The 24,146-nt window shown below is 46.9% G+C and carries 22 protein-coding genes; 6 read left to right on the top strand and 16 right to left on the bottom strand.

The features are described from left to right. Nucleotides 1-231: 231 nt before the first annotated feature. The 9 genes from U869_RS0104290 to murQ all read right to left on the bottom strand — a co-directional run bounded on the left by U869_RS0104290 (nt 232) and on the right by murQ (nt 9,245). Nucleotides 232-795, bottom strand: coding sequence for a helix-turn-helix transcriptional regulator (locus U869_RS0104290; RefSeq protein WP_025123490.1), 564 nt, complete (start codon nt 793-795; stop codon nt 232-234). A gap of 38 nt (nt 796-833) precedes the next feature. Further along, the gene (locus tag U869_RS0104285) at nt 834-1,217 is read right to left on the bottom strand and encodes a winged helix-turn-helix domain-containing protein (RefSeq protein ID WP_025123491.1); all 384 of its coding nucleotides are present in this window, start codon (nt 1,215-1,217) and stop codon (nt 834-836) included. A gap of 1,305 nt (nt 1,218-2,522) precedes the next feature. Further along, nucleotides 2,523-3,038, bottom strand: coding sequence for a fimbrial protein (locus U869_RS0104280; RefSeq protein ID WP_025123492.1), 516 nt, complete (start codon nt 3,036-3,038; stop codon nt 2,523-2,525). A 31-nt stretch (nt 3,039-3,069) separates the two neighbouring features. Further along, entirely contained in the window at nt 3,070-3,234 is a 165-nt protein-coding gene (locus U869_RS30430; protein WP_232785323.1) for a fimbrial protein, read from the bottom strand. Continuing rightward, a complete protein-coding gene (locus U869_RS32115) occupies nt 3,227-4,090 on the bottom strand; it encodes a fimbrial protein (protein ID WP_025123493.1) in 864 nt (287 codons plus the stop codon). The genes U869_RS30430 and U869_RS32115 overlap by 8 nt, the downstream gene beginning before the upstream one ends. Nucleotides 4,091-4,177: 87 nt before the next feature. Then, nucleotides 4,178-4,849, bottom strand: a complete 672-nt coding sequence (locus tag U869_RS0104265; RefSeq protein ID WP_025123494.1) for a molecular chaperone — start codon at nt 4,847-4,849, stop codon at nt 4,178-4,180. Between the two features lie 210 nt (nt 4,850-5,059). Then, the gene (locus U869_RS0104260; protein WP_025123495.1) at nt 5,060-5,581 is read right to left on the bottom strand and encodes a fimbrial protein; all 522 of its coding nucleotides are present in this window, start codon (nt 5,579-5,581) and stop codon (nt 5,060-5,062) included. Nucleotides 5,582-6,882: 1,301 nt separating this feature from the next. Next, nucleotides 6,883-8,334 carry a PTS N-acetylmuramic acid transporter subunit IIBC gene (gene murP, locus U869_RS0104255; RefSeq protein ID WP_025123496.1) on the bottom strand — a complete coding sequence of 484 codons (1,452 nt, stop codon included), beginning with the start codon at nt 8,332-8,334 and terminating at the stop codon, nt 6,883-6,885. A gap of 2 nt (nt 8,335-8,336) precedes the next feature. Then, a complete protein-coding gene (murQ, locus tag U869_RS0104250) occupies nt 8,337-9,245 on the bottom strand; it encodes an N-acetylmuramic acid 6-phosphate etherase (protein ID WP_025123497.1) in 909 nt (302 codons plus the stop codon). Nucleotides 9,246-9,473: 228 nt separating this feature from the next. On the opposite strand from murQ, the gene U869_RS0104245 reads away from it, so the two are divergent. From U869_RS0104245 to U869_RS0104230, 4 genes are all read left to right on the top strand, one after another. Then, entirely contained in the window at nt 9,474-10,334 is an 861-nt protein-coding gene (locus tag U869_RS0104245; protein WP_025123498.1) for an SIS domain-containing protein, read from the top strand. Nucleotides 10,335-10,610: 276 nt separating this feature from the next. Next, entirely contained in the window at nt 10,611-12,482 is a 1,872-nt protein-coding gene (locus U869_RS0104240; RefSeq protein WP_025123499.1) for a glycoside hydrolase family 3 protein, read from the top strand. Between the two features lie 19 nt (nt 12,483-12,501). Continuing rightward, on the top strand, nt 12,502-13,587 hold the full coding sequence (locus tag U869_RS0104235; protein ID WP_025123500.1) for a hypothetical protein: 1,086 nt from the start codon (nt 12,502-12,504) through the stop codon (nt 13,585-13,587). A 299-nt stretch (nt 13,588-13,886) separates the two neighbouring features. Then, on the top strand, nt 13,887-15,218 hold the full coding sequence (locus U869_RS0104230) for an exo-beta-N-acetylmuramidase NamZ domain-containing protein (protein WP_025123501.1): 1,332 nt from the start codon (nt 13,887-13,889) through the stop codon (nt 15,216-15,218). 192 nt (nt 15,219-15,410) lie between these two features. On the opposite strand, the gene U869_RS0104225 is transcribed toward U869_RS0104230, so the two are convergent. From U869_RS0104225 to U869_RS0104200, 4 genes are all read right to left on the bottom strand, one after another. Beyond that, nucleotides 15,411-16,322, bottom strand: coding sequence for a DMT family transporter (locus U869_RS0104225; protein WP_025123502.1), 912 nt, complete (start codon nt 16,320-16,322; stop codon nt 15,411-15,413). Beyond that, nucleotides 16,319-17,485, bottom strand: coding sequence for a cysteine desulfurase family protein (locus tag U869_RS0104220; RefSeq protein ID WP_029988611.1), 1,167 nt, complete (start codon nt 17,483-17,485; stop codon nt 16,319-16,321). The genes U869_RS0104225 and U869_RS0104220 overlap by 4 nt, the downstream gene beginning before the upstream one ends. A 17-nt stretch (nt 17,486-17,502) precedes the next feature. After that, a complete protein-coding gene (locus tag U869_RS0104215; RefSeq protein ID WP_025123504.1) occupies nt 17,503-18,336 on the bottom strand; it encodes a hypothetical protein in 834 nt (277 codons plus the stop codon). A gap of 887 nt (nt 18,337-19,223) precedes the next feature. Continuing rightward, the gene (locus U869_RS0104200) at nt 19,224-19,430 is read right to left on the bottom strand and encodes a hypothetical protein (RefSeq protein ID WP_025123505.1); all 207 of its coding nucleotides are present in this window, start codon (nt 19,428-19,430) and stop codon (nt 19,224-19,226) included. A gap of 198 nt (nt 19,431-19,628) precedes the next feature. Between U869_RS0104200 and U869_RS0104195 the strand changes: the two genes are divergently transcribed. Further along, nucleotides 19,629-20,231 (top strand): hypothetical protein, encoded by a 603-nt coding sequence (locus U869_RS0104195; protein ID WP_025123506.1) that lies wholly within the window; start codon nt 19,629-19,631, stop codon nt 20,229-20,231. An 18-nt stretch (nt 20,232-20,249) separates the two neighbouring features. Here the strand turns inward: U869_RS0104195 and U869_RS0104190 are convergent, their stop codons facing one another. Next, complete coding sequence (locus U869_RS0104190) at nt 20,250-20,489, bottom strand: DUF1127 domain-containing protein (RefSeq protein WP_025123507.1); 240 nt, start codon at nt 20,487-20,489, stop codon at nt 20,250-20,252. A gap of 166 nt (nt 20,490-20,655) precedes the next feature. On the opposite strand from U869_RS0104190, the gene U869_RS0104185 reads away from it, so the two are divergent. Further along, nucleotides 20,656-22,104, top strand: coding sequence for a PLP-dependent aminotransferase family protein (locus U869_RS0104185; RefSeq protein WP_025123508.1), 1,449 nt, complete (start codon nt 20,656-20,658; stop codon nt 22,102-22,104). 641 nt (nt 22,105-22,745) lie between these two features. On the opposite strand, the gene U869_RS0104180 is transcribed toward U869_RS0104185, so the two are convergent. Next, the gene (locus U869_RS0104180) at nt 22,746-23,051 is read right to left on the bottom strand and encodes a hypothetical protein (protein ID WP_025123509.1); all 306 of its coding nucleotides are present in this window, start codon (nt 23,049-23,051) and stop codon (nt 22,746-22,748) included. 146 nt (nt 23,052-23,197) lie between these two features. Continuing rightward, nucleotides 23,198-24,094, bottom strand: coding sequence for a PhzF family phenazine biosynthesis protein (locus U869_RS0104175; RefSeq protein ID WP_025123510.1), 897 nt, complete (start codon nt 24,092-24,094; stop codon nt 23,198-23,200). Nucleotides 24,095-24,146: the final 52 nt, after the last annotated feature.

Here is a 24,146-nt window from a genome sequence, read left to right as displayed (position 1 = left end):
TATGTGATAAGTATTCGGCAAACTATTTTGCCTGGGTGGTAAAACAACCTCACGCCTGATAACGCAACAATATTTCGTGCCAAAATGGCCACATGATATTTACTGAGTAATCATTTTGTTAGGTTGGTAAAACTTGATGCTATTAGAAAAAATTAATCTATAAAGTCACTTTATCCTAAATGTACACAAGCATATTCAGCAGAGAAATATCACGCTAAAGCAAAATGCTAATTAATAATATCTTCTCTGTTGTAGCAGATTGTGATAACTACCATAAATCACTATTGCGCGAGAATTTAAACCGCTAAGTCCCAATTTTTTTAGCGCACTTAATTTATGACTGCTAACAGTTTTTTCCGATATCTGCATCTCTTTGGAGACGGCATGGTTGCTTTTACCTTTAAGCAATTTATCCATTACCTCCATTTCACGCAGTGTCAGTTCGATCAACCAATCCTTTACTTTGCGCCGCAAAATATATTTCATGATACGAGGAAGTTCATGTATCGCCGTCTTTTTGGGCAACACCCCATCAATCCATTTATCTGATGAAATATTCCCAGCGACAGATTGGATAACCCTCATATCTGCTGCAACGGCATATAGCAACGTATCAATTGTCAAGTTTCTATTGTCAGACGACAAAAGAATGACATCGTCATGTTGAAAACCAGCCGGACGCTTGAGGCTCAATGGTAACTGACTATCCATGATGGCGACCTGAAAGCCTGACTGCGTTAATAACGCTTGGGCACCCAACGCAAAATAGCTGTCATCAGAGACTATGTTTATCATACCTTGTTCCTCCCTTCTCAACTCCCGGCTCCATTTACTTACATTCTTTTACAGTAGAACAATGTGATAATATCTTTGTTTATAGTGTAGCCTTGGTTTTTAACACGCAGGATGAAGTCAGTGCCAATCCCTAAAGCGCTAAATTTTTTACTCAGCTCATTGATGACTTGCCACAATCTCTGCCTGGATGAACTTAATCCTTGAACATCCCATACATTGATCATGATATCTTCATCTGAAACAATGTGAGACTGTGCATTATCCAAGATGTAGATGAGTAATCTCATCATGGTTTTTCTTAGATAGATCACCTGAGGGTTATCGTGTTTCTTATCAGATGAAAGATAAACAATGCGTTTGTAGGGTATATCCACATAAACATCGCAACCAATACGATAGCCATATAATGTGTGTTCCTCCATATGCAAAACCTTAAACAAGCTCCCCTATGTCTGTTTGCTCGCCGTTCGCCATTCCTACTGAGTTAGTGTTGCTATTTTACGGTCAGTAAACATAGCATTTCAAACCAGTTAATAATCAGCGCGTAACACTAATAAAGAAGACAAGACCAGATGTGAACACCTACTTAAACCATAAAAACAGAACATATCACCATAAATTACCAACATAAGAACATTAAAGTTAAGTTGGAATTTGAGTATTATCATCAAACATATACGGCATGATTTCTCCAATTTCCAGTAAAATAAACCACATTTCTAGTCAGGTTATCAACGTATCGCTATCATTGTGTCCACTTCCCCTCTCATTTAGCAGAGGCAGACATGAACCTATTTTCTTCACCTGTTGCCCGCCGCCTGTGGCTTGATGTAGAAAATATTACGTTCAAAAAACCACTGGTGGTAGCAAAATCCGTTTAATTGGCTTCTTAATTAAACTAAGATTATTCCGAACTCATCATCTTCAGTATTCAGGCATCAATAAAAGGTGAGGAAAAGCGGAGTAATGATCGCAATTGGCTGATATAAAACAATAAAAAAACAACAATGATATTGAATGATTATCATTTGACAATACTCCTGCGTGACCAGGACAAACCCTTAAATTAAGAAAAATCGTTCTTAATTAGGTTTTTTCACCCTATAAGAACGTCTAGCCTGTGGATTTTCGCCATGTCATCCTCAATAACACGCAGAGATCTTGTCATAATGAGGCTTTACAAAGATACAATGACAGGCTAATCCCCCACTTGCTGATAGAGATCCATGCTAATCGCGAAGGATTGAGCCTTCTTAACGACAATCAAGGGTTCAAAGATTATGCAGAAATTATTGGCGAACGGCTTGTCATGGGTCAACAATCAGGCGTAACAGTTTATGTTGAACCAGTGCGGTATTGGCTAGCCACTCATGCTTACCAGCAAGCCGCATACGCGTTTTGCGACCGTTCGTTCTGCCTTTCAATTTACGAGTTGAGGTTTTTTGCTGGTAGCGCAGATTGCGCTTAGCATTAATAGGTGGCGTGGACCCAAGCTTTACTACTACCAAATTTGATAGGTTGTGAGATAACCACATCCGGAACCGTTCATCACCCAATTACAGTGGCATGATAGGTTGCTGATTAGTACCGGAGTGGCAAAATTGAACTGGAAGGTTTTGAGCAGAGCTTGCAGAGGTAAGGTTGGTGTGAGTGCCCGTTATATCCTGGCGCGGATTTAATCTCTCCTATTGCCGTCCTTATTTATCAATCGATATTTCACTGCCAGGCTATCTATAGGTAAATGTTGCCAGCACGGTACCAACAACAGTGCCTGGCATGACATTCCCCGACGAAATGGCGCGTGTTTGCAGGTTAAAAACGGCCTGCTTGGTGGCGGCATTGACTGCTACGGTCGATTTTTTACCGTTACCGAGATTAACACCGGCCTTGTCCGTCAATTCAACCGAGAGTTTGGTAGCCGTACCGGTATTTTTATAGCGAGTCGGATCCTGCGGGTCTTGGGTTCCTGACAACACCATATCCACGTTAGTGGTTGATGCTGGGCAACTGGTTAAGGTTATCGCAAACGTTTTCCACGGGCTGTACGAACCGTTGTCGCTTAACGTGGTCGCTTGAATATCACCCAGATTGACATTCATTACTGAGTTATTCGCATCAACCACACAAGGCGATGCAATAATATTGCCGGTGATATTCACCGCGCTGGTATCTGCGGCTATCACCAGAGGGCAGGCCAGGAAATACAAACCGGCCAATGTCATACTTGTCTTTAATAAGTTCATGGTTTTTACAATCTATTCTATTAACGTTGAGTTACTGATAAGTAATATCTAATGTTGCCGTGGCATTGGCGGAACCCGGTGAAATAGTGCTCAGTGTTTGATAATAACGCGCTTTAAACGGGAAGGTCTCAATCCCACCGGCAGAGGTTTTCAACACCAATTTGCTGCCAATATTCAACGGGGTATTGTTATACAAAATTTGTGCCCCCACTCCTTTGGCAACCCCAGCGCTGCCAGCACCGGTCAGTGCCAGCACCGGTCAGTGCCAGCACGCTGGCGTTGGCCGTATCCGTGTTTTGTGTGCCGTTCATGGTCACGTTGACTTTGGTACCCACAGCACAATTAAGCCCCAGATTAAAATCATTATTACCCGCGGTGGAGCCTACCCCGGTAAAAAAGGTGGCATAAATATTCCCCAACGGCGCAGCGAGTGTTGGTGTGGTCAATGAGCAAGCTAGAACCGTTACGTTCAGCCCGCTAATACTGACCGGGACTGCTGTCTGCGCCCAACTGCCTACGGCGCCAAGGATCAGTGAGCCAACCCGCTGTTGGGCAAAAGCACCCGATGACATATCCCCTATTTTATAGAAAGTCACCGCCGCGCCCCCCCTAGCCTCCCTCATCACGCCATTTATACTGGTAAACTCACCTTGGTCGGCACTGCCGTCTATAGAGGCAACCGTCCCGAGCCAGCCACGGTAACTTCCAGTAGCATTTACTCCTGCCAACTGTACCCCCACCCCGGGAATATTGGTGGTATAGATACGTCCCCCCGCAACCGTTAAGCCGGAATAGACTGCCACCGCCTCGATACCTAAATGCTGCCATCCCTTTGGGTAGGTCTTCCCCTCTGGGCAAGTGAATAACAGCGTGAGGGATGAGACAAAATCCGGCGTAGCCAAGCGGGTCCCAACGGGGATATCTCGCTGGACAGTTAACGTCGGTGCGCCGATCGTGACACCACTAGATTCGGTGTTACAACCAGAGTAAGACCAGGAGTGAGTGCTATATAAAAATAACAGAGCCCCAACCATCCTGACGTAATGCTTCATTTCTTTTGTTCCTTTATAGACAGCTGCCATGGACAGTTACCGACTCTAATGCCACTGCGCACCTTAACGTATTCGGAACAACTATCTTTACAGTGAGGCCTGATAGGCTTCGCTGGTACCGCCATAATCATTGATGATTTCCCAACTGACCTGATTACCGGCACTGACAGCAGGTAGCGTCACACTCTGGGTGGCACCTGGTGCCAGCATCGGAAAGTCAGGAATAGCTTTCCCAGCGATTTTCACCGCAAAGAAGGTCAGGTAATGGCCGGAGTTGTTGGTCGCTTTCAGGGTGTTACCACTGCGCTGCCATTTGATCTGGCTGGCAGACTGATCAAGCGTGCCTTGAACCCCCTTAGGGCGGTAAATCAGTTTGATGCGCGTTTTCACCGCAATTTGTAAGGTGTTATCCCGTTTTTCACTGGACGGAATAGACTTGATGTTCAACCAGAACAGCGATTCTTTATCTTCGGGTAGACTGCCCCCCGCACGCACGATACGCAACACGTTGTTCTGATTGCCATCAAGACGAAACAGCGGTGGCGTAATAATAAACGGGGCTTTTGCCTCACCACCTTCTTGCGTCTCCACCCACGACTGGATCAGATAAGCTGTCTTGTCGGGATTACTGACATTTAATGCCGCTTCTTTTTTTGCCCCGTCATAAACCAGACGCGTCCCGCCAATCACCACCCCGGCAGTTGAACTGAATGTGGTAGCAAGCAAACCCGCTACTAAAAATACTGAACATAGCTTCATTTGTATTTCCTATCTACGATGTTGATAAGTGTTGAATAAACGATAAGTGCAGAGAAAGCCTCCCTCTCACCTACTCTTTACTTAACACTCATGAGATTTAATATAGTTCTTGGCTAGCAGCCTATCCAGTCGGCGTCAGCTATAAGCAAGGTCGGCGCAAACACCGACCTGCATTCATCAGACCGCTTTGCCAGGCAAAGAAAATCCAGATTAATTATAAATAATAGAGAACTGCACAGACGCGTTAGCCGCACCGGGGGTGACAGTGGAACTCAGCGCTTTATAACGTGCGGTGAAATTCAGATCGGTTTCGCTGTCTGCGCCGGTATTCAGGGTGTATGGGGTCGAGTTAGTGAACAACTTAACCACTTTCTGATTGGCATCAGACAGTTCAATGCCGACACCGGTAGCCCCGCCCAACGCCAGAGCCAATACGCTATTGTCGCCGGGAACGCTGGCGCCATCAAACTTGACCGTGACGGTGGAGGTCGCCAATGGGCAACTTTTCAGTTTCAACGTAAAGTTGGTTGCCGCAGAGTAACTGCCCTGACCACTGAATGAGTTGGAGGCAATCTTACCCAATGGCACCTGCAGGTTTTGGGAAGCGCTGTCTACAATACAGGCTGAGTCCGTGATTTCACCGCTAAATTCAATCGTGCCATCAGCGGCATAAACAGAGGAAGCCACAAAACCTGAAGCAACCAAAGCGAGTGTCATTAAAGTCTTTTTCATATTTAAATCCAATAAAGTATGTGATAAGTATTCGGCAAAATTACTTTACCTGGGTGGTACAAACAACCTCACTATTGATAGCGCACAAATATGCGGGCAATACAGCCACGCTATATGCTCTGAGCTATAGTTTTGTTTGGTTGGTAAAAAGCCAACGTCATTTTGACGGAAGCTATGTTGCTGGGATTTATTGTGATATTCATCGGCAGATCCAGTAAATAAATCCCCATATTAAAACCAGCGGGGGTTTCAACTAAAAATTAGCAACTTGTTCTTCGTGGTATCAAAAAATGCAATCCCCATAAGCCTATGGCGGGAGAATTAAAGCCTGAGACTAATTTTCAACCAGCCTTAAACCAGAACCTCTATGCTTGTTTGCTTGGTCTTTTGCCATCCCTACTGGATTAGGGGCGCTATTCTACGGTCACCGAACTTGGGATTTCAAATCAGTTAACTTGCTGGTTCCAAGTTGCAAAAAAATCACATATGACAGTGTTTAATGCAAGTTATTAGCTAAAAACAAGATTAAAACACTGCAAGTGGCAGTAAAAGTGTGATTATAAATCACTCCAAGCCATAAAATTTTCATCAAACTTATACTATGTAATTTCCTCAACCCGCAGTTAAATAAACCACATTTCCATGCACGCTATCAAAATACCAAGGTGACCATCATTAACTTTCGGCTCTATAGCCAGAGACTAAAATGAACGTCTTCTCTTAGCCTGTATAGCCCGCCGTTTGTGGCTTGCTGTGAAAAATATTACGATCAAGATAACCCCCTGGGTAGTAAAATCAGTTTAATAAGAAGCCAAATTAAACTAAGACTATTCTCACCTAACCACCAAGACCGTTCCGGTATGGAAAATTTGACACCTGCCCGCCAGATGAACGCATAACACATTGATATTATTAACATAAATAAGGACAGGTTGATTTCGAGGCGATTTGATTATCAAATAGTGACTTTGACTGTGAAAACCTAAAACTAGCGAGTTAAGAAATTTTTCTGACTCTTAATTAGAATTTTTAGCCCTCCCAAGACTAATTTTTCAGGAATTTCGCGATTCCCTTCTCGATAACCCCCAAAGATTTAACACGAATAGTTCTTCTCTCGGCTCCAGAGACAAAATTATCACTGGGGAAGCAGCCCATCATTACTCGCGATTCGGACGCCTGAAAAAAAAGCGCCACGCTACCTGAAAAAAACCTCAAGACAATAGCGTGATTTATGCCCAACGATGATCATGACCATAAAAAAAGGCCCTGCAAGCAGGGCCTTTTCTCGAAAATACATTCAATCAGCTTAAATCCACATCCTTGCTGCCAAACAGCCAGGTCAGAATAAATCCGGCTATATAGGAGATCAAAATACCGGCGACATACACCAGCATACCGGCGAAAATGCCCTTGGCCGAGGTCATTAGTGGAATAGACACCAGACCCGAAGGACCAAACACCGTATTCAATCCTACCGGTAATCCCATCCAGGCAACCAGACCGATAAAGAAGCCGCCAACCGCGCCACCTAGGCAGGCGGTTACGAAAGGCTTAAGGCGCGGTAAGGTTACGCCGTAAATCAACGGCTCACCAATCCCTAACAGGCCAGGGAAAATGGCACCTTTAATCTGGGTACGCAGCAGAGAACCCTTTGGTGAACGCACAAATAACGCCAGTGACGCACCGACTTGCCCAGCACCGGCCATCGCCAGTATAGGGAACAGCGAGTTAAAGCCCTGCGCATCCATCAAGGCAAAATAAACCGGCACAAAGCCCTGATGAATCCCAAACACCACAGCGATCAGGAACAGCCCGGCAAGAATAGCGGTACCGAACGGATTGCCGTTCAGGTGCATAAACAGCCATGACATTCCCTTAAACAACTCGCCACCCACAGGCATAATCACCACAAAGGTAATAGCACCGGTGATCAACAAGGTAATCGATGAAGTCAGGATCATATCCAGATTATCGGGAATAACCCGGCGGACCTGCCTTTCTATCCATGCACCCAGAATACAGGCCAGCAGAACGCCGATAATGTTGCCGCGCGGATCGATCACCAGGCCAAAAAAGTCACTCATGCCCGCGTAATAGCCGGTAGTGCCTTCCGGTACATAGCGTAAAACAAACAGCGAAGCGATGATCGCACCATTAACCCCGGTGCCGCCAAAGGCCTTCTGGGTGTTATAACCGATCAGGATGCTAAGGAAGGTAAACAAGCCGATGCTGAACACTTTCATGTAAGCAATCAGCCCCTTTAGCCATGCGGCCGGCGCTACGCCCTCGACCAACAGTGTTTGCTGCATCAGAGTAGCGATCCCCAATAGCAACCCTGCGGCAATAAACCCTGGGATCAACGGCGTAAAAATCGTGGCAAATTTAGTCAGGAAATTATGCACCGCGCTGTTTTGCTTGGCTTTCATCTGCTGCTTGTTTTCGCTTGCCAAGGCCTGTAAATCAGGTTGCTCAACACTCCCCCGTTCCTGCTGCGGTTGCGCCGATAACAACGTGTTCATCATCTCGCTGGCGGTCTGGGCTTTGCCAGGGCCGAGGATAATTTGCAGCTGATCGTCGCCGTTAACGACACCCATCACGCCAGGTATCTTCTTCAACTCATCGAGCTGAATTTGCTGACGGTCTTTTAGCGTCAGACGCAGTCTGGTCATGCAGTTACCGCAGATAATGATATTTTTACTGCCACCTACCAGAAGTAAAATTTGCTCTATCATCGAAACGGTTATTTTCGCCATGGTTATGCCTGTATCCCTTGCAGTGCTTGACGGATGAATCCTTTGTTTTTACTCAATACCGCGCTGGCCTCTGGGGCAGACAGGCCGCCAAGGATCATGACAATCGCGGTTTTGCAGTGGCGCTGGCATTGATTAAGCGCGTCCTCAGCCTCTTCGGGGCTGCACTCCGTCGCCTCGACCACAATATTGACCTGGCGCTGTATCAGCTTGGCATTGGTGGCCTCAACGTCGACCATCAGATTGCTGTAGACCTTGCCGCTGCGGATCATCGCCCCGGTAGTGATCATATTCAGGATTAGCTTTTGTGCCGTGCCCGCTTTCATACGCGACGAACCGGTCACCACTTCTGGACCAACCAACGCTTCGATAGCAATATCGGCCGCCTGGCCCATTTCGCTATTCGGATTGCAAGAGATCGCAGCGGTCGTTGCCCCAAGGCTACGAGCATAAGCCATTGCCCCCAGCACATAAGGGGTGCGGCCACTCGCTGCGATGCCTACCAGCACATCACGCGCGTTGAAACTGAGATCTCGCAGGTCCTGTTCCCCCATTTGCGGGTTGTCCTCCGCATTTTCCACCGCCTGCAAAATCGCGGTATGGCCACCGGCGATCAACCCGACAACCTGCTCACGCGGGGTGCCATAAGTCGGGGGACATTCACTGGCATCTAGGATCCCCAACCGGCCAGAGGTACCTGCGCCGCTATAAATCAAGCGGCCACCGTTGGCAAACGCCTCAACCACCAGATCGACCAACTTGGCGATAGCTGGCAACAAGGCTTCTACCGCCAGAGGCACTTTTTTGTCTTCGCTGTTGATCACGGCCAGCATATCCAGCGTGGGCAACGTATCAATTTGCCAACTGGCCGGGTTGCGGCTTTCCGTCACCATCTTGCTTAAATTAATCTTCATGGGGGCTTCCAATGGGTTAAGATTTTCGACAATGTTAAGGAATTATTTATTCAACAAATGTGATAATTATCACGCTAAATCGATTCTCGACGCTAGCAACAGGAGGAATAAATCGCAAAAATATTCGCCATTTAAAAATTTATTCTCAACAATTTCAATTAAGTAAATCAAAGGAATGGAAACCCCTATGACTGGAATAATCTATTACATACAGTGGAGATATTGTTGATGTCAGTGCTAAACGAAATCACCTGGTTGTTGCCAAGCTTGGCCGAAAACCAGCAAAAAATCGCCAAATACATCCTTGATAACCCGGAAGCGATCCTGAGCATGTCTTCTTCGCGCTTTGCTGAAGATGCGGGAGTCAGCCAGTCTGCCATCGTCAAGTTTAGCCAGAAGATTGGCATGAAAGGCTTCCCTGCCCTGAAAATTGCCATCAGCGAGGAGCTGGGTAGAAATAACCTGTTCAAGTCCTTTCCGCATGAGGCCTTGCATAACGCCATTTCATCAGAAGATTCCTTGATGGTGGTGGCACAAAAGCTGGCCCATGAGAAAAACGCCGCGATCGTGGAAACGACTCGAAGGATAAATTTCTCGATTTTTAAACAGGTGGTCGATGCCATCGATAACGCTCAGCGCGTGCAGATCGTCGGCATTTGGGGTTCCGGCCTCACCGCCAAAGATCTGAGCTTTAAATTACAAAAAATCGGCATCCTGAGCCTGGTAGAAGCCGACCTTCACGTCCAGATTGCCACCGCTCAAGCGCTGACGGCCAAAGACGTCCAGATCGTGATTTCCTTCAGTGGTCGCAGGAAAGATATGCATATCGCCGCCTCCATGGCCAAGGCACAGGGAGCGACCGTAATAGCCATAACCGGCAACAAGGGTAATCCGCTGGCCAAAATAGCCGACTACGTGCTGGAAAGTGTCTCGGATGAAAACGAATGGCGCAGCTCTTCGATTTCGTCCAGAACCGCGCAGAATACCCTGACGGATCTGATTTTCCTGGCATTAATGCAACAGCGAAAGGAGTTTGCCAAACCTCTGGTGCTGAATGCGAGCATGACAATTAACAATCTGGATGACTGATCCTGGAAAAATTGACTCACACTAAAGGAGTATTAAGAGTTTTCTTGACATTGACCACCGGGTTTAAATAGTTAACTAAAAATATTCTCACCATTAAATGGTTATTCCTTGCGCTTTCCCTTTGCCATCCAAGCGGCGAGATAAATCACGAGCATAAAAAACAGCCATTATTCCTGTTAGCGTAACAAACACGAATCGATCAACTGTGATAATTGTCACTTTATTAAGCGATTTGGAATGTACAATCGCCGGAAATTGATACCTCGGAGTGATCTCATGAAAAAAATAATACCGGCGATTTTTTTAGTTAGTGCAGGAAGTTATGCTGCCACCATTCCAGAAAACCAACTAAAGGAGATGTGGCTTTCACCGCAGAATGCGGCAGAAAAGCTCGTCGCCAATATGAGTTTTGCAGAAAAGCTCGGGCAAATGCTGATGGTTGACATTCGTTCCTGGGATGAAAAAAGCAGCGAAACTAAAACCCCGTTTACCGAGATGAATGCCAACGTCAGTAAAATGATCGCTGACTATCATTTGGGGTCGGTGATCCTGTTCCGTGAAAACCTGATTAATACCCCGCAAACGGTTGAGTTGATTAATAACTTCCAGAACGCACGCTATAATTTACCGCTGTTTATCAGCACCGATCAGGAAGGCGGCTATGTCACACGTCTGCGAGTTGGCACCGAGATGCCGGGGAATATGGCTCTGGGGGCTACGGGTATCGCTGACCTGGCCAAGCAAGCCGGGAATATCCATGGTTACGAATTAACCAGCCTCGGGTTTAACTTTAACTTTGGCCCGGTGGTGGACGTCAATAATAATCAGAATAATCCGGTGATCGGCGTCCGCTCTTACTCCGACGATCCTATTCTGGTAGGTAAATTAGCTCGCAGCTATATCGAAGGTATTCACCAATACCCGGTTCTCACCTCTTTGAAGCATTTCCCTGGCCACGGTAACGTTGCCTCCGATACCCATTTTGCCTTACCCAGCGTCAATACGGATAAGGCTTCATGGCAGCAGACCGAACTGCAACCCTTTGTTGATGTCATGCCAGCTACCGATGCCATCATGACCGCTCATGTCGTAGTACCAGCGCTCGACAGCACCATCCTGACCAACATCAAGGGCGAAAAAATCGGTACCCCGGCCACCTTGTCCAAGGCGATCCTGACCGATACCTTGCGCAATCAACTGAAATTTAACGGCCTGATCCTGACGGATGCGATGGATATGGGGGCGATTACCGGTAATTTTGATCGTCACTGGTCAATCAAGCAGGCGATTTTAGCCGGTAATGACATTGTGTTGATGCCAATCGGCATTAAAGACAACGCCAGCATTGAACAACTCGGTGAGCTGTACGCTTATTTGCAGGCTGAGGCGGAAAAAGATCCGGTGTTTAAGCAACGCATTGAGGATTCTGCCCGACGCGTAATTTACACCAAACTGAATAAGCGCATCTCCCCAGCACCTCATGATGCCGCCAAGGCTGAAACTATTGTCGCTTCCAAGGCGCACAAGGATCTGGAAAATGCCATTTCAGAGCAAGCCATTACGCTGATCAAAAATGAGGGCGTCCTGCCTTATCCACTGAAAGCGCAAAACAGCATCATGGTGTTTTCGGATGAAGGCCCACGCAATGAGCTCATCAAGAAGCATTTGAACCAGATTGCCAATGAGTTGAAGGTAGAATTAAACATCAAAGATCAGGTAGTTAAACTGGACCAAGACCAATTAACAACGGCAGAAATTGAACAGCAACTGCAAGATCGGCAGTTTGTTATTCTGGCCACCTATAATCTGAAGCTCAACCCGGCCAATGCACAGCGGATCATCGACGTCGCCAATAAGAAAAACATTCCTCTGGTGGTGATTGCGACGCGCAACCCGTACGACATCGCCTATTTATCCGACGTAAAGGCTAATATTGCGATTTATGGTATCACCGGTTTTGATGTGACCAATAACGTCCGCAATAGCCTGGAAACCAATATTCGCAGTGGCTTAAGAACCTTGTTCCAAGGGCCAGCCGGAAAAGAAGATATTCTTGCCACACCTCGCGGTAAGTTACCGGTAGATATTAAAACCCCAGATAACAAAGACGTACTCTACCCTCGCGGTTACGGATTAACAGCATTATAAAAATCTCTGAAGGTAAAACATGAAGATCTTAACAGGGCTAGTGATTTTCAGTGCCATTTTTCTGGCGCAACCGGTATTGGCTGATGAGTCTGAGACAGATTATGATCAGGAGATCATCAAACTCAATAAACGCATTCAGCAAATAGAACAAGAAAAGAAAGCAGCACAAGATAAATTACACCAGCAAACTTGGCGCTTTGATACTTATATTGGTACCGAGCAAGAGATAGACAGTGACGATCGTTGGAAATATATCCGGGGCAGCGTAGCAACCTCGCCTTATGTCGGTGCCTTTATTTACCAGAATGATTCATTGTGGATGTATGACGTTCAATTTTTGAAAACCTATCTGGACAATACGCCTGAATATGACCGTACACGCTGGCAAGCGGGCGTCACCAGAACGTTTCCTTTTACCTTGGCAGGTAAAAGTGGCAACACCAAACTGCGCCTGGGCTACCGTAACGACAACTGGCATTTCCCTTCCATCAGCAACCCGGCGCTAGCAGCACCGGAGTATAAAGGGGATATCCGCAAGGGCGAGGAGCGGCACGAGATCTGGATCCGTCCACAGGCATACTACAAATATTCTGATAGCCTGAGCTTTAATGCCAGCCTCTCCTTCCGCCTGATTGACCGCAAGTTGGACTATGCGCGGGCCAAAGGCGATTACGGGGTCTACAAACGCGACTGGAGCCAGATCAATGAACACTTCGCGGGGGCGAATTTTACGTTTAACCAGAAAAACTCTCTCTGGCTCAACTATCTGTATATCGATGAGCAATTGGTCAATACGCTGTATAACAAGGAACATTTCCTGTGGGCGACTTACCGTTACAAGCTCGATAATGGCGTGATGTTAATGCCTTATACCCGGCTGGCGCTGACCAAAGGGACGCAAAGCTTCCGCGACTCCAGAAACCAGGAGACGGTGTATAAAGAGAAAGACCGCAGCCGCTATGGTTTCCAGGCGATCTATCCGTTTACCAAACAGACGTCGCTGTTTGTCGACAGCTACTACCGCCCGGAACAAACCTGGATGAACGGTGATAAGACCAGCAACAACTTCTGGTTCTGGGCGCTGGAACTGCGGCATAACTTCTGACGGTGGCCATAATCCTACCAATGGAGTCATGCCTGTCAGTTAAGCAACGAAATACCTGACCAACGTGCCGTGAGCCCCCTCACCCTAACCCTCTCCCACAGGGAGAGGGGACTGAACGTGCCACAAATTGGCTCCCACATCTAGCCTTAACACGAGCGCAGTATATGGTGCCGACGCTGTACCACATTAGCTGCCAACGACGCTGGGCTGGCCCCCTCGCCCTACGGGAGAGGGTTGGGGTGAGGGGGAAATTGTTAACCTTAACTGACCAGCGTTCCATCAATGGAGATACGTAACAAATGAGACACCTGCTGCAAACGGTATTATTCCTGTGCGCATCGTTTGCCCTCAGCGCTGGCCATGCCAGCGCTGTACCTGGCATCGTACTCGGCGTCGATCAGGAACAAACATATGGACCACTGCTTAAAAACAAGCGGGTAGGTCTGATGGTGAATCAAAGCTCGATCAATAAACAGGGCCGCCATACCATCGATAAACTGCTCTCTGAGCAAGATAAATATCAGTTTACCGTGACGACCCTGTTCTCGGTGGAACACGGTATTCGCGGCAACGCAGATGCCGGGCTGGGTGACGATAATCATCTCGATAAAAACAGCGGCCTGCCTATCGTTTCTTTATATGGCAGAGATGAAGATGGACGGGCTCGCGCTCATCCCACAGAGGCGCAATTAGCCAATGTCGATATCGTGATTTACGATTTGCAGGATGTTGGCGTGCGCTTCTTCACCTACACCATCTCCCTGCACCATATGCTGGAAAGCCTGCAAAAATACCATAAGCAAATGATGGTATTTGACCGCCCCAATCCGCTCGGCAGCCATGTGTATGGCCCTATTCTTGAGGAACAGAACATCTCAGGCATAGGCATGCACCCGATACCTATGGTTCACGGTCTCACCTCGGGCGAATTTGCCCGTATGATCATCGGCGAGGGGTGGCTGACGCATTTCAACGATACTCATTGGCAAGCCTTTGGCGTCAAAGCATACCAACTGCCCGCTGAAGATCTGATGGTTATCAGCATGGCCAACTATACGCATGGCACGCCGTATTCACTGCCAGTGCGGCCATCACCGAACTTGCGCAGCGATTTGGCTATTCAGCTTTATCCTTCCCTGGGCCTGTTTGAAGCCACCAGCGTCAATATGGGCAGAGGTTCCGATCATCCGTTTGAACAACTGGGTTTTCCTTCGCGCCAGTTTTACGTCAATACCTGCTATCAGGTCGATATCAACCAGCAGAAAACCGGTTGGCCGCAGGCAGGGAAAGAGGTGTGTGGTGAGATTTTTACCAGCACTGATATCAGCCAGGTTAAGCCGACGATCCGTTACCTGGTCGACTGGTGGTTCAAGTTCAAACATGCAGGCTATGCAATGGTGATCCCGGCGGTAAAAGAAGCGCAGTACCTGGATTACCAGGAGGAGTTCTTTTTAATCCGCCCGACCTGGTTAGCCAAGCTCACCGGTACCAGCAAACTGGTGACGTTGCTCAATGATGCCAGCGATAGAAAGCTGTCCGTTGATGAAACGGTCAGTTTTATCGAGGCTCAGTGGCAGCCCGGAGTAGATAGCTATTTGCAGCTACGGGAGAAATATAAGCTTTACCCTTAACTAAGCGGGCGCAGCATGCGGCGCCCCTAAGGTAGCCGTTGACATGCTGCCATCAATCTTTCCTGTTCCTATTTCTTTGACTTTTGGGTGGCGGCAACATTGCCACCTCTTTTTTGTGACAGCCAACGGTTGCAAGCAAATTTGATAAAGCCTTGTCTTAAATTACCCCATATCCTCTCAGGAATAGCTAAGTTAGGACTGGTTCATAACGTCATTTTTACGAGAACGCTGAGTAAATGCCGCTATGAATGCAGGCAAGCACATCCCGAGTAAAATTAACCCCCCACCCAAAAACATGTTGCCCGATATAGTTTCATATAATAACCAAACGGCAAACAAGGCCGAGAATACAGGTTCAAGATTATAAATCAATATGGCACGTATCGGCGTCGTATAGCGCTGATAATGGGTTTGAACCCAAAAAGCTATTACTGTAGAAAATAGTGCCGTTACCATCAGAGCAATAATCAGATCTCTATCCCAAACAGAAGGCAGCAGGTCCCCTCCTCTAAAGTACTCGAGTAGCATTATCACTATTGCCATAGTCACGACTTGTAAAAATGTCAGGATCGTATTATCGTGATTGCGGCTAAATTTATCGAGTGCAATAATGTGTATGGCTGTAAATATTGAACCGACGATAACTAACATATCACCCCATTGTAACTGCCAGCCATTAATATCAGACATCAGATATAATCCAGCAATGCCAAAAAGAGTAGCAAGAGCCGCTTCAAATGTTGGTAATCTACCAGCCAATGGCCCAGATAACAGGAGAACCCAGATAACACTAAGTCCGGAAAGGAACCCGGTATTTGAAGCTGTAGTTATCTGTAACCCAAAAATAAGAAATATGAATGCGCATCCGAGCAATAGCCCAAGGATGCCTCCCGCTGCCATTGTATTCAGAGGCACCTTACGTAATTTCTTTGCACTGAAAGGCAGCAAAATGAGAGCGGAAAGTGCAAATCGTAACCCTAATACCATCAAGACAGGATGTGTATTAACCGCCAACTTCATTACAGGGAAACCTATTCCCCATCCTGCGGCTACACATACCAATAACAGCTCTGCAACCCAGCGTTTGGATGTGGTCGTACTCATGCAACCCCCTTCAATCGCTGCGCATATGAAACCAGTAAATCCAAAGCGCAATCCAACTCTTCTTGAGTAGTGCTATAACTCATGCTCAGTCTGATAGATCCATCGAGTAACTCTTCTTTCACCCCCATTGCAGCTAAAACGTGACTTGGCTTTTGCTCAGCAGAATGGCAGGCGGAAGCACTACTCAATGCTACCTTCATTTTCAATTTTTTCAGCAATGTGCTTGCTTTAATACCCGGAATAGAAAAATTGACTGTATTGGGTAGGCTTTGCTGTTGACAGCCATTAATCACAACGTCGGGCAAAAGAGTTAGAAGAGAACCAATAAAATATTTTTTCTTCACTTTCTGGTCGGCAATACGCTGGTTATATGTTGCAAGGAACATTTCTGCTGCCTTTGCCATTCCGGCAACACCCGGTAAATTAACCGTGCCACTGCGAAGTCCTGACTCTTGACCACCACCATGGATAAGGGGCGAGTTGCGCAGTATGTCTGGTCTCGAACAGTAGAGTGCACCAACACCTCGGGGTCCATAAAATTTATGAGCTGAAATACTGACGAAATCTGGCTTGAACTCGATTACAGAGAACGGCAGTTTCCCTACCCACTGCGCAGCATCAGTATGAAATAGAATATTATTTTCGCGGGCTATAGCGCTCACCTCCGCCAATGGCTGCAATGCACCCGTCTCATTATTAGCAGCCATTATAGAGATCAAGCGGGTGTCAGGGCGTATTGCAGCCTTTAGTAAGTCAAGACAAACTCTTCCCGAATGGTCAACTGGCACGTAAGTCACTTCGACTCCATAGTGCTGAAGGTGCTTACAGACTTTCAATAGACACGCGTGCTCAATGGCGCTGGTAATTATATGAACTTTACCATGAGGTAGGTAATAATCAGAAACCGCTCTAATTACAGTGTTGTTAGCCTCAGAAGCACCAGAGTTAAAAACAATATTATCAGGCTCAGCATCCATTAACTGTGCTACAATGCGCCGACACTCTTCTAAGTATCTATTAGCCTTTAACCCTTCATAATGGCTAACAGAGGCCGTATTGGCAAAGTATTTTTGAGTGCAATCAATTATTGCATCACGGACTTCTTGGGGAATAAGAGTCGTTGAGTTATTATCTAAGTAAATCATATCTAACATACCTGTCATCTATTATTTAATTCCATTTACACAAGGACTGAGTCACATGTTGACTTAATATTGTGTCGAATCTCGGTAAGTTCTCCTTCATCATCACCAAAGAATACATTGATAATAGAGGTTTTTAAGGGTGCGGTATCACAGATGACAGGGAAAGCGGATGCCCCTTGCAATACTTTATTTTTATCTGAAGCATCTGACCAGTCTATAATTGCAAAATCGTTAATTTCAAAGAAACGTTGCCTCAGTTTTATTAGCACATCTTTATAATGTTGAGAAATAATAGCCGGGCATTTTGCTGTGAACACACTTCCCTGGCGGCGTGCCAACATAAAAGTCCCTAACTCATTGGTGGATACGTTAATTTCACTATATTCATCAACTTCTTTGACAAGCACTCTATCATTATTATTCTTTATTTGTTTTTTTATCGTTTCGATTGCGCGATTTTTACTAGTACGCTCAGAAAAAACCATCAATTTATCTCTTTTTATAAGCGAACTGGCAGCAATAACCTCTTCAAGCTCATCAGGAAGCTCAGTTTTATTTACTTTTTCATTGATGGGTAATGAATTTAAGCTACAACCTTCGTCAGAACAAGCGAGGCCCAAATCATCTATCAGGATCCCATAGACAAGCCTTACATTTTTTTGATATTTTTTAATCAGAGCTTGCCCCAGCGCAATGGAATCATTTAATGTATTTACAGCGAACTCATCCACGCCAAATTTATTATTAAAATGACCAGCCTCAAGATACACGACCATTTTCTCATCCGATTGAATGTAGCACTCATCAATATATGACAGTAGCGCCTCAAAGTAACGTTTTTGAGATTCATTGTTAATCTGATGTGACATAAATTCACCTTTATTTTACATGATTGAAAATATCAGCAATGTAAATACAGTACAATTCTATAATCAATAACACTTGCCATATTTAGAGCTGAACGAGTGACAACGACTCTAGTCATTGACCAGAAAAAGCAACTGAGGAGCTTCAGCATTGCCAAATTTATAATACTCCAGGAATCTATTTCGTGGACCAACAGCCCGGTACCACTATTTATTTCATGAGGTTTTTCTTATAATAAATAGCATTAGGAGGACTATTTTTGAGTTACCAGCACTTAGCAGAAGATTGCCTTGATGCAGCAGTTTGAAGACATCAATAAAAGTAAATACCGCGGATTTTTTCATTTTAAAACATCCATGTTCTCGCACTATAAACCCAATGATTAAGTATCCTACAGTATGGTTTTTTTAATGTCACTTTTTTATTTTAAATATTTACACAGCAACATGGTTATATATTCTTTCATTCAAGCTTTCATTAGTTATTTTTTAATGAAAGAAATCGACAAATCATTACAATACTTCAAATTCAACAACAAAACTGGAATTAATATCTATGGAAAAAATGCATAACCGGTTCGTCGGAACGCTCATAGAGTGTGAGCATACCTTACTAATGCCCCCAAGCGTTGAACTCCCATTGTGAGACACAAATAATGCAATGGGCTACGCAAGGTGGTTCAACAAGCAAGATGCTGAACCATTTTGAATTGCTCCGTAACCCTGACGACCTCTTTGGTTGGTATTTACCGTTCAAGCTTTACCCTTAACGCTCATCTGTTCCTCTTTCATTAACTTTTGGCTGGCGTCTCGATTGCCCCCTTTTTTAGGAGTGCCAATTGTGAGGATTGAGATGCCCTCCGCTCCGCGCCGTTGTTTTCTAAGACACGTTAATAAAAAATCCACCAGCAGATCACACCGAGAACGACCAAAAACAACAACACTGGGATTAACTTCCAACCCCGTTTGCGCCGTTTGCCAGAGCCAGATATATGCAGGAGATCCCCAATTTCGCAGACAACCTCCAGCAAAAATGAAGCCGTTCCGATAATCACTCTGAACACCATGTGCAGTAACTCAGCGATACCCTCTAACATTCCATGTCCTTGTTTTCCATCAAGGTGATACCGTACCAGCTAGCCGAGCGATAAGCCACCGATCGGTATCGGCCCGGCAGAGAATAAGCGCTCAATTAGCCAATGCGGATCACGCACATCCTGTGATATTAAAGATGAAGATTTACCTGGCATCGTTTAGGCACTACCGCCGACAGCCCCCAATAATTAAGGTATTTTATGGCTTTTTTCGGCTACATCGGTGCAAAGGAATACCAATCCTGGCAGGGAAAAACGCCGTTTCTTCCTGCTTTCAGCTTTTACGAACGGCATGAATCCGCGCCGATGAGCGCACGGCCAGAAGACATGATTAATGCAGTCGGCCAGCTCAACATGAACGATGACCGCGTGATACGCTCATTGATGTCATTAAGACGGTTACCAACATCCATAGCGGCGTTTATTACCCGTCGCCCCAGCGATACCACGGCTGAACTGTTTGGTCTTAATGATTTTACTCCTCTGCATCAGGATGCCCGTGAACTCTCCCTGGGGTTGGCTGGGCAATTCTGGCGCCCAGGTATGGGAGTGGCCACAATCACCGATGCCCATCAGTTCCTGGCGTTTGACGATCCGCATGCGGTGAAACTGGTTGTGCGCTTCCAGGCGATAGAACAACCCGGTGGAAAACACGTTTTGCGCACGGAGACTTTTATTTTCTGCCCAAATCGGCGCACAACGTTAGCACTTGCCCCTTACTGGGCGGCTATCCGCCCCGCAAGCGGCTGGATCCGGCGGCGTATGCTGGCTTTGGTGCAACGCCATCTGGCCCTAGGCGACTAATCACACATTCTCTTGCTCTCAGCGCCAAAACGGACGGCTGTAATCGCGCTTGATATCATCCCGACTCAGGCCAATATCCTTTAACTGATCGCCATTAAGCCTTGCCAGCGTATTGGCGGCTTTGCGCCGCTCATTCCAACGATTTACCCATCTGTATGCTTTCAGCCATAACTGGACAACCCTATTTTGGCGTTTCCGTGTTGCTCGCGCAGCCGATAAACCGTTTTCATCCATTTGATTTTCAATCACATTACTCATTATCGACTCCCCGTCAGTAGCTGAGCCATTAGCATGATACTTTGGCGAAAAACCTGACAGATGCAAAAGCCGGCTATTATTTCCATACAGATATGTGATAAACAGTCTGAATGGCCAAAATCAGCGCCATCTGTACTGGTCCCTCTTTCTTTATCAGGTGATATCCATGACTCGCTACCAACAATTGGCCGATATTCTTAGCCAGCGCATCAAAGAAGGGCTGTATGTCGCCGGAGAGCGGTTGCCTTCGGTTCGAGTGTTGAGCGACGAGCATGGGGTCAGTATCAGCACCGTACAGCAGGCATACCGACAGCTAGAAGAGTGCATGCTGATCGAAGCGCGACCGAAATCGGGATACTTTGTGCGTTTTAGTTCAAATCTGCCAGCTTTACCTGCGCTATGCAGCCATGCACAAAGGCCGGTCGAGATATCCCAATGGGAAAATACGCTGGAGTTTTTACAGGGGAGTACTCAAAAGGATGTGCTACATCTGGGCGTCGGCACGCCCGACCTTTCTGGCCCCGGCTTGAAAATACTCAGCCGTTTGCTCGCCCGTATCAGCCTGCACCAAAGCGAGGATGTGCTGGATTACGACAGTATTTACGGCACCCTGACGTTGCGTGAGCAGATTGCCCGCCTGATGCTGGACAGCGGCAATCATCAGTCGGCTGAAAATATCATCATCACCTCTGGCTGCCATGGCGCACTGGCTATTGCCTTAGGGGCCGTTTGCCAGTCTGGCGACATCGTGGCGGTGGATTCACCCAGCTTTCATGGTGCAATGCAGACCCTGAAAGGAATGGGGATGAAGGTGATAGAAATCCCCACCGATCCGGTGGTTGGGATCAGCCTGGAAGCGTTGGGAATGGCACTGGATCAGTGGCCGATCAAAGCCATCCAACTGACACCGACCTGCAATAATCCGCTGGGTTACAACATGCCGGATGAGCGCAAGAAAGCGCTGCTGACGCTGGCCCAACGCTATGACGTTGCCATTATTGAGGACGACGTGTATGGCGCACTCGCTTATCAATACCCTCGTCCGCCGACCATCGCATCATTTGATGATGATGGTCGCGTATTGTTGTGCAGTTCCTTCTCTAAAACCGTTGCGCCCGGTTTACGCGTAGGCTGGATTGCGCCAGGGCGTTACCTGGAAAAAGCACTGCATATGAAATACATTTCTGCCGGGCGGGTCCCCACACTGCCACAGCTGGCAATGGCTGAATTTATCAAACAAGGGCATTACCTCCAGCACTTACGCCGTATGCGCCGCCAATATCAGCGTAATTGCGACATTATGACGGGCTGGATCATGAAGTATTTCCCACCGAATACCTGCCTGAGCAGGCCGCAAGGCAGCTTTATGCTGTGGGTTGAGCTGCCTTATGGATTCGACAGCCTGCGGCTGAATCGCAGTCTGTTGCCACAGGGCGTACAGATTGCCGTCGGCTTTATCAGTTCTGCGGCGGGAAAATACCGCAATTGCCTGCGGCTCAGTTACAGCAAACCCATGACCAGTGAGATTGAGCGGGCGATCCAGAAGGTGGGGAAAACGATTTATGAAATGCTGGAGGAACGGCAACCGGTTGTGGTGGCGGAAAGACTGCCCTAACCGGTTCAATCAGCGCCCGTTGGATGTTCCCTGGATTAGCTTGGATATTCCTAATGGACTCAAACGTAGATTGATAACCTTGTTATGCCGTATTACGGAAAAGGAATATGTACATGGCATAGCTCTCGCCCTAGCAACTTATGATTCTGGCACCTTGCCATCCTGCATTTTTCCGGACCAAAACCATTATGCGCAAGTATGCATAAATATTGTTTGGCTGCCTGTAGCTCACTCTCTGAAGGTAACAGAGCTGTCCCATTCACCTTTAACGCAAATTCTGGATAGGATGCCTGCTCAGGCGCACACTCTATGTACCATGTCTGGCCGCATTCCGTGCAAAGATACATAGATTGTGAGTAATCAAGTTGCGGTTCGAAATGCTCACTATCCGGTGTTTCGAAGTATTGATAATGAATCAAGACACCCAAAAACTGGAAGCCCTGCTCCCGGTATTCAATCTCGGCCACACAAGTTGGGAGTTCTCTGCAATTGCACATAAACCTAACCGTCTAGTGAACCACGCAACGGATGCCCGTAGAACGTGAAGTGACAACCTGGGAGCGAAAAACTAATGCGCCGGAACAAACATCAGATAGTAAAATTTTTCGGATAAATGAGATGTTTGTAAACCGCAACGGCGCTTACCGCTCCAGGATCTCTTGAACCCAATCCCCCCAGCACTCGCAACCCAGTTGAGATTCAACGGTAGTTGGGCGGGTTACAATCCACCATGCCTTCACCACTTCATATTCCGAGGACGTAAGTGTGAATGGCCGCCAACGCCCCATTCTTCCATCTTGATCGCACGGGTCACTACCAACCAGGAAGAACTCATTCAGGAAAGGCAAGGGAGGGAAATAGCCAGAACGGTCGATGACACCAAAGATGCCATAAAGCACTTTGGTGTTTGCATCTAACACCTGTTTAGCCTGATTGATATTATCCATAGAAGTCCATTTCGATTGATATTTACGCCATTGTAAGGTTCAGGGCGAATATTTGCGACACAAAGAAGGTTAGCTCTACTGAAGGATTAAAGCCGGGAGCGGGCGCGGTACTCATTCCCGGTCATATCAGTGAATTAATGCCGCACCTAAAGGTGCAGCCAGCCATTAATCAGCGTACAGCTCTGCCCACCAATCCATGGCTCATCATCAGTAAAACGCACGCTAACCCGGCCTTCTCGATGTAGTTGGGTACCTTGTCGAACCTGGTATCCCTGCTCCGTCGAGCCACCGTCAGAGAAGTTATTGGCCTTCAGCAAACGCGCCAAGCACGCATTAGCACTGCCTGTTACGGGATCCTCAACCAACTTATCCCACTCAACCAGAAACGCGCGCATTTCGTAATCTGCTGGCTTACCAGAGGAATAGGCACCATAAACCACCACGCCATCAACCTGGCAATCAATTTGCAGCTTTTTAATCATGGCTTGATCCGGCGTCATCGTCAGGCAGGATTGAGCGTTTGGCATACGTATCATAAGCCAGCGAATACCCATATCGGCAATCACCGGCATCGTCTCTGCTGCAATAACCGCAGGCTGAACATCGGCTATTAGCCGTTCCCATTCCTCAGCGGCCAGCGTGCGCAATGTTACCGCAGGCGCGGCAAACGCCAGCGTTCCTTCAGGCAAGATGTTGACCGCAACCAGACCAACCCCGCATTCCTGCATGATGACACCCGGCTGTTTGGTCACCAACCCGGCTTCCAATAACGCATGGGCTGTGCCTAATGTCGGGTGTCCGGCAAACGGCAATTCTTTTTCGGGGGTAAAAATGCGCACCCGATAATCGGCAAGCGGATCTGTCGGTTTGAAAACAAACGTCGTTTCCGAAAGGTTGGTCCAGCGAGCCAATGAAAGCATCTGCATGTCACTCAGCCCTTCCGCCTCCAGGATCACCGCCAACGGGTTCCCCTGCAATGGTGAGGTGGTAAATACATCCACCTGTTTGTAGGCGCGTGGTTTCACATCATTTCGTCTGAGCATTTACCATCATCCTTTAACAACAAGGCCTGATGGTCAAGTATTCAATGTGTTG

Origin of the sequence: Serratia sp. H1w (genome assembly GCF_000633355.1) — a bacterium.
Lineage (GTDB): Bacteria > Pseudomonadota > Gammaproteobacteria > Enterobacterales > Enterobacteriaceae > Chania.
Note: the sequence above shows the minus strand (reverse complement) of the source record. Positions and strands in the feature narration are given on the sequence as shown.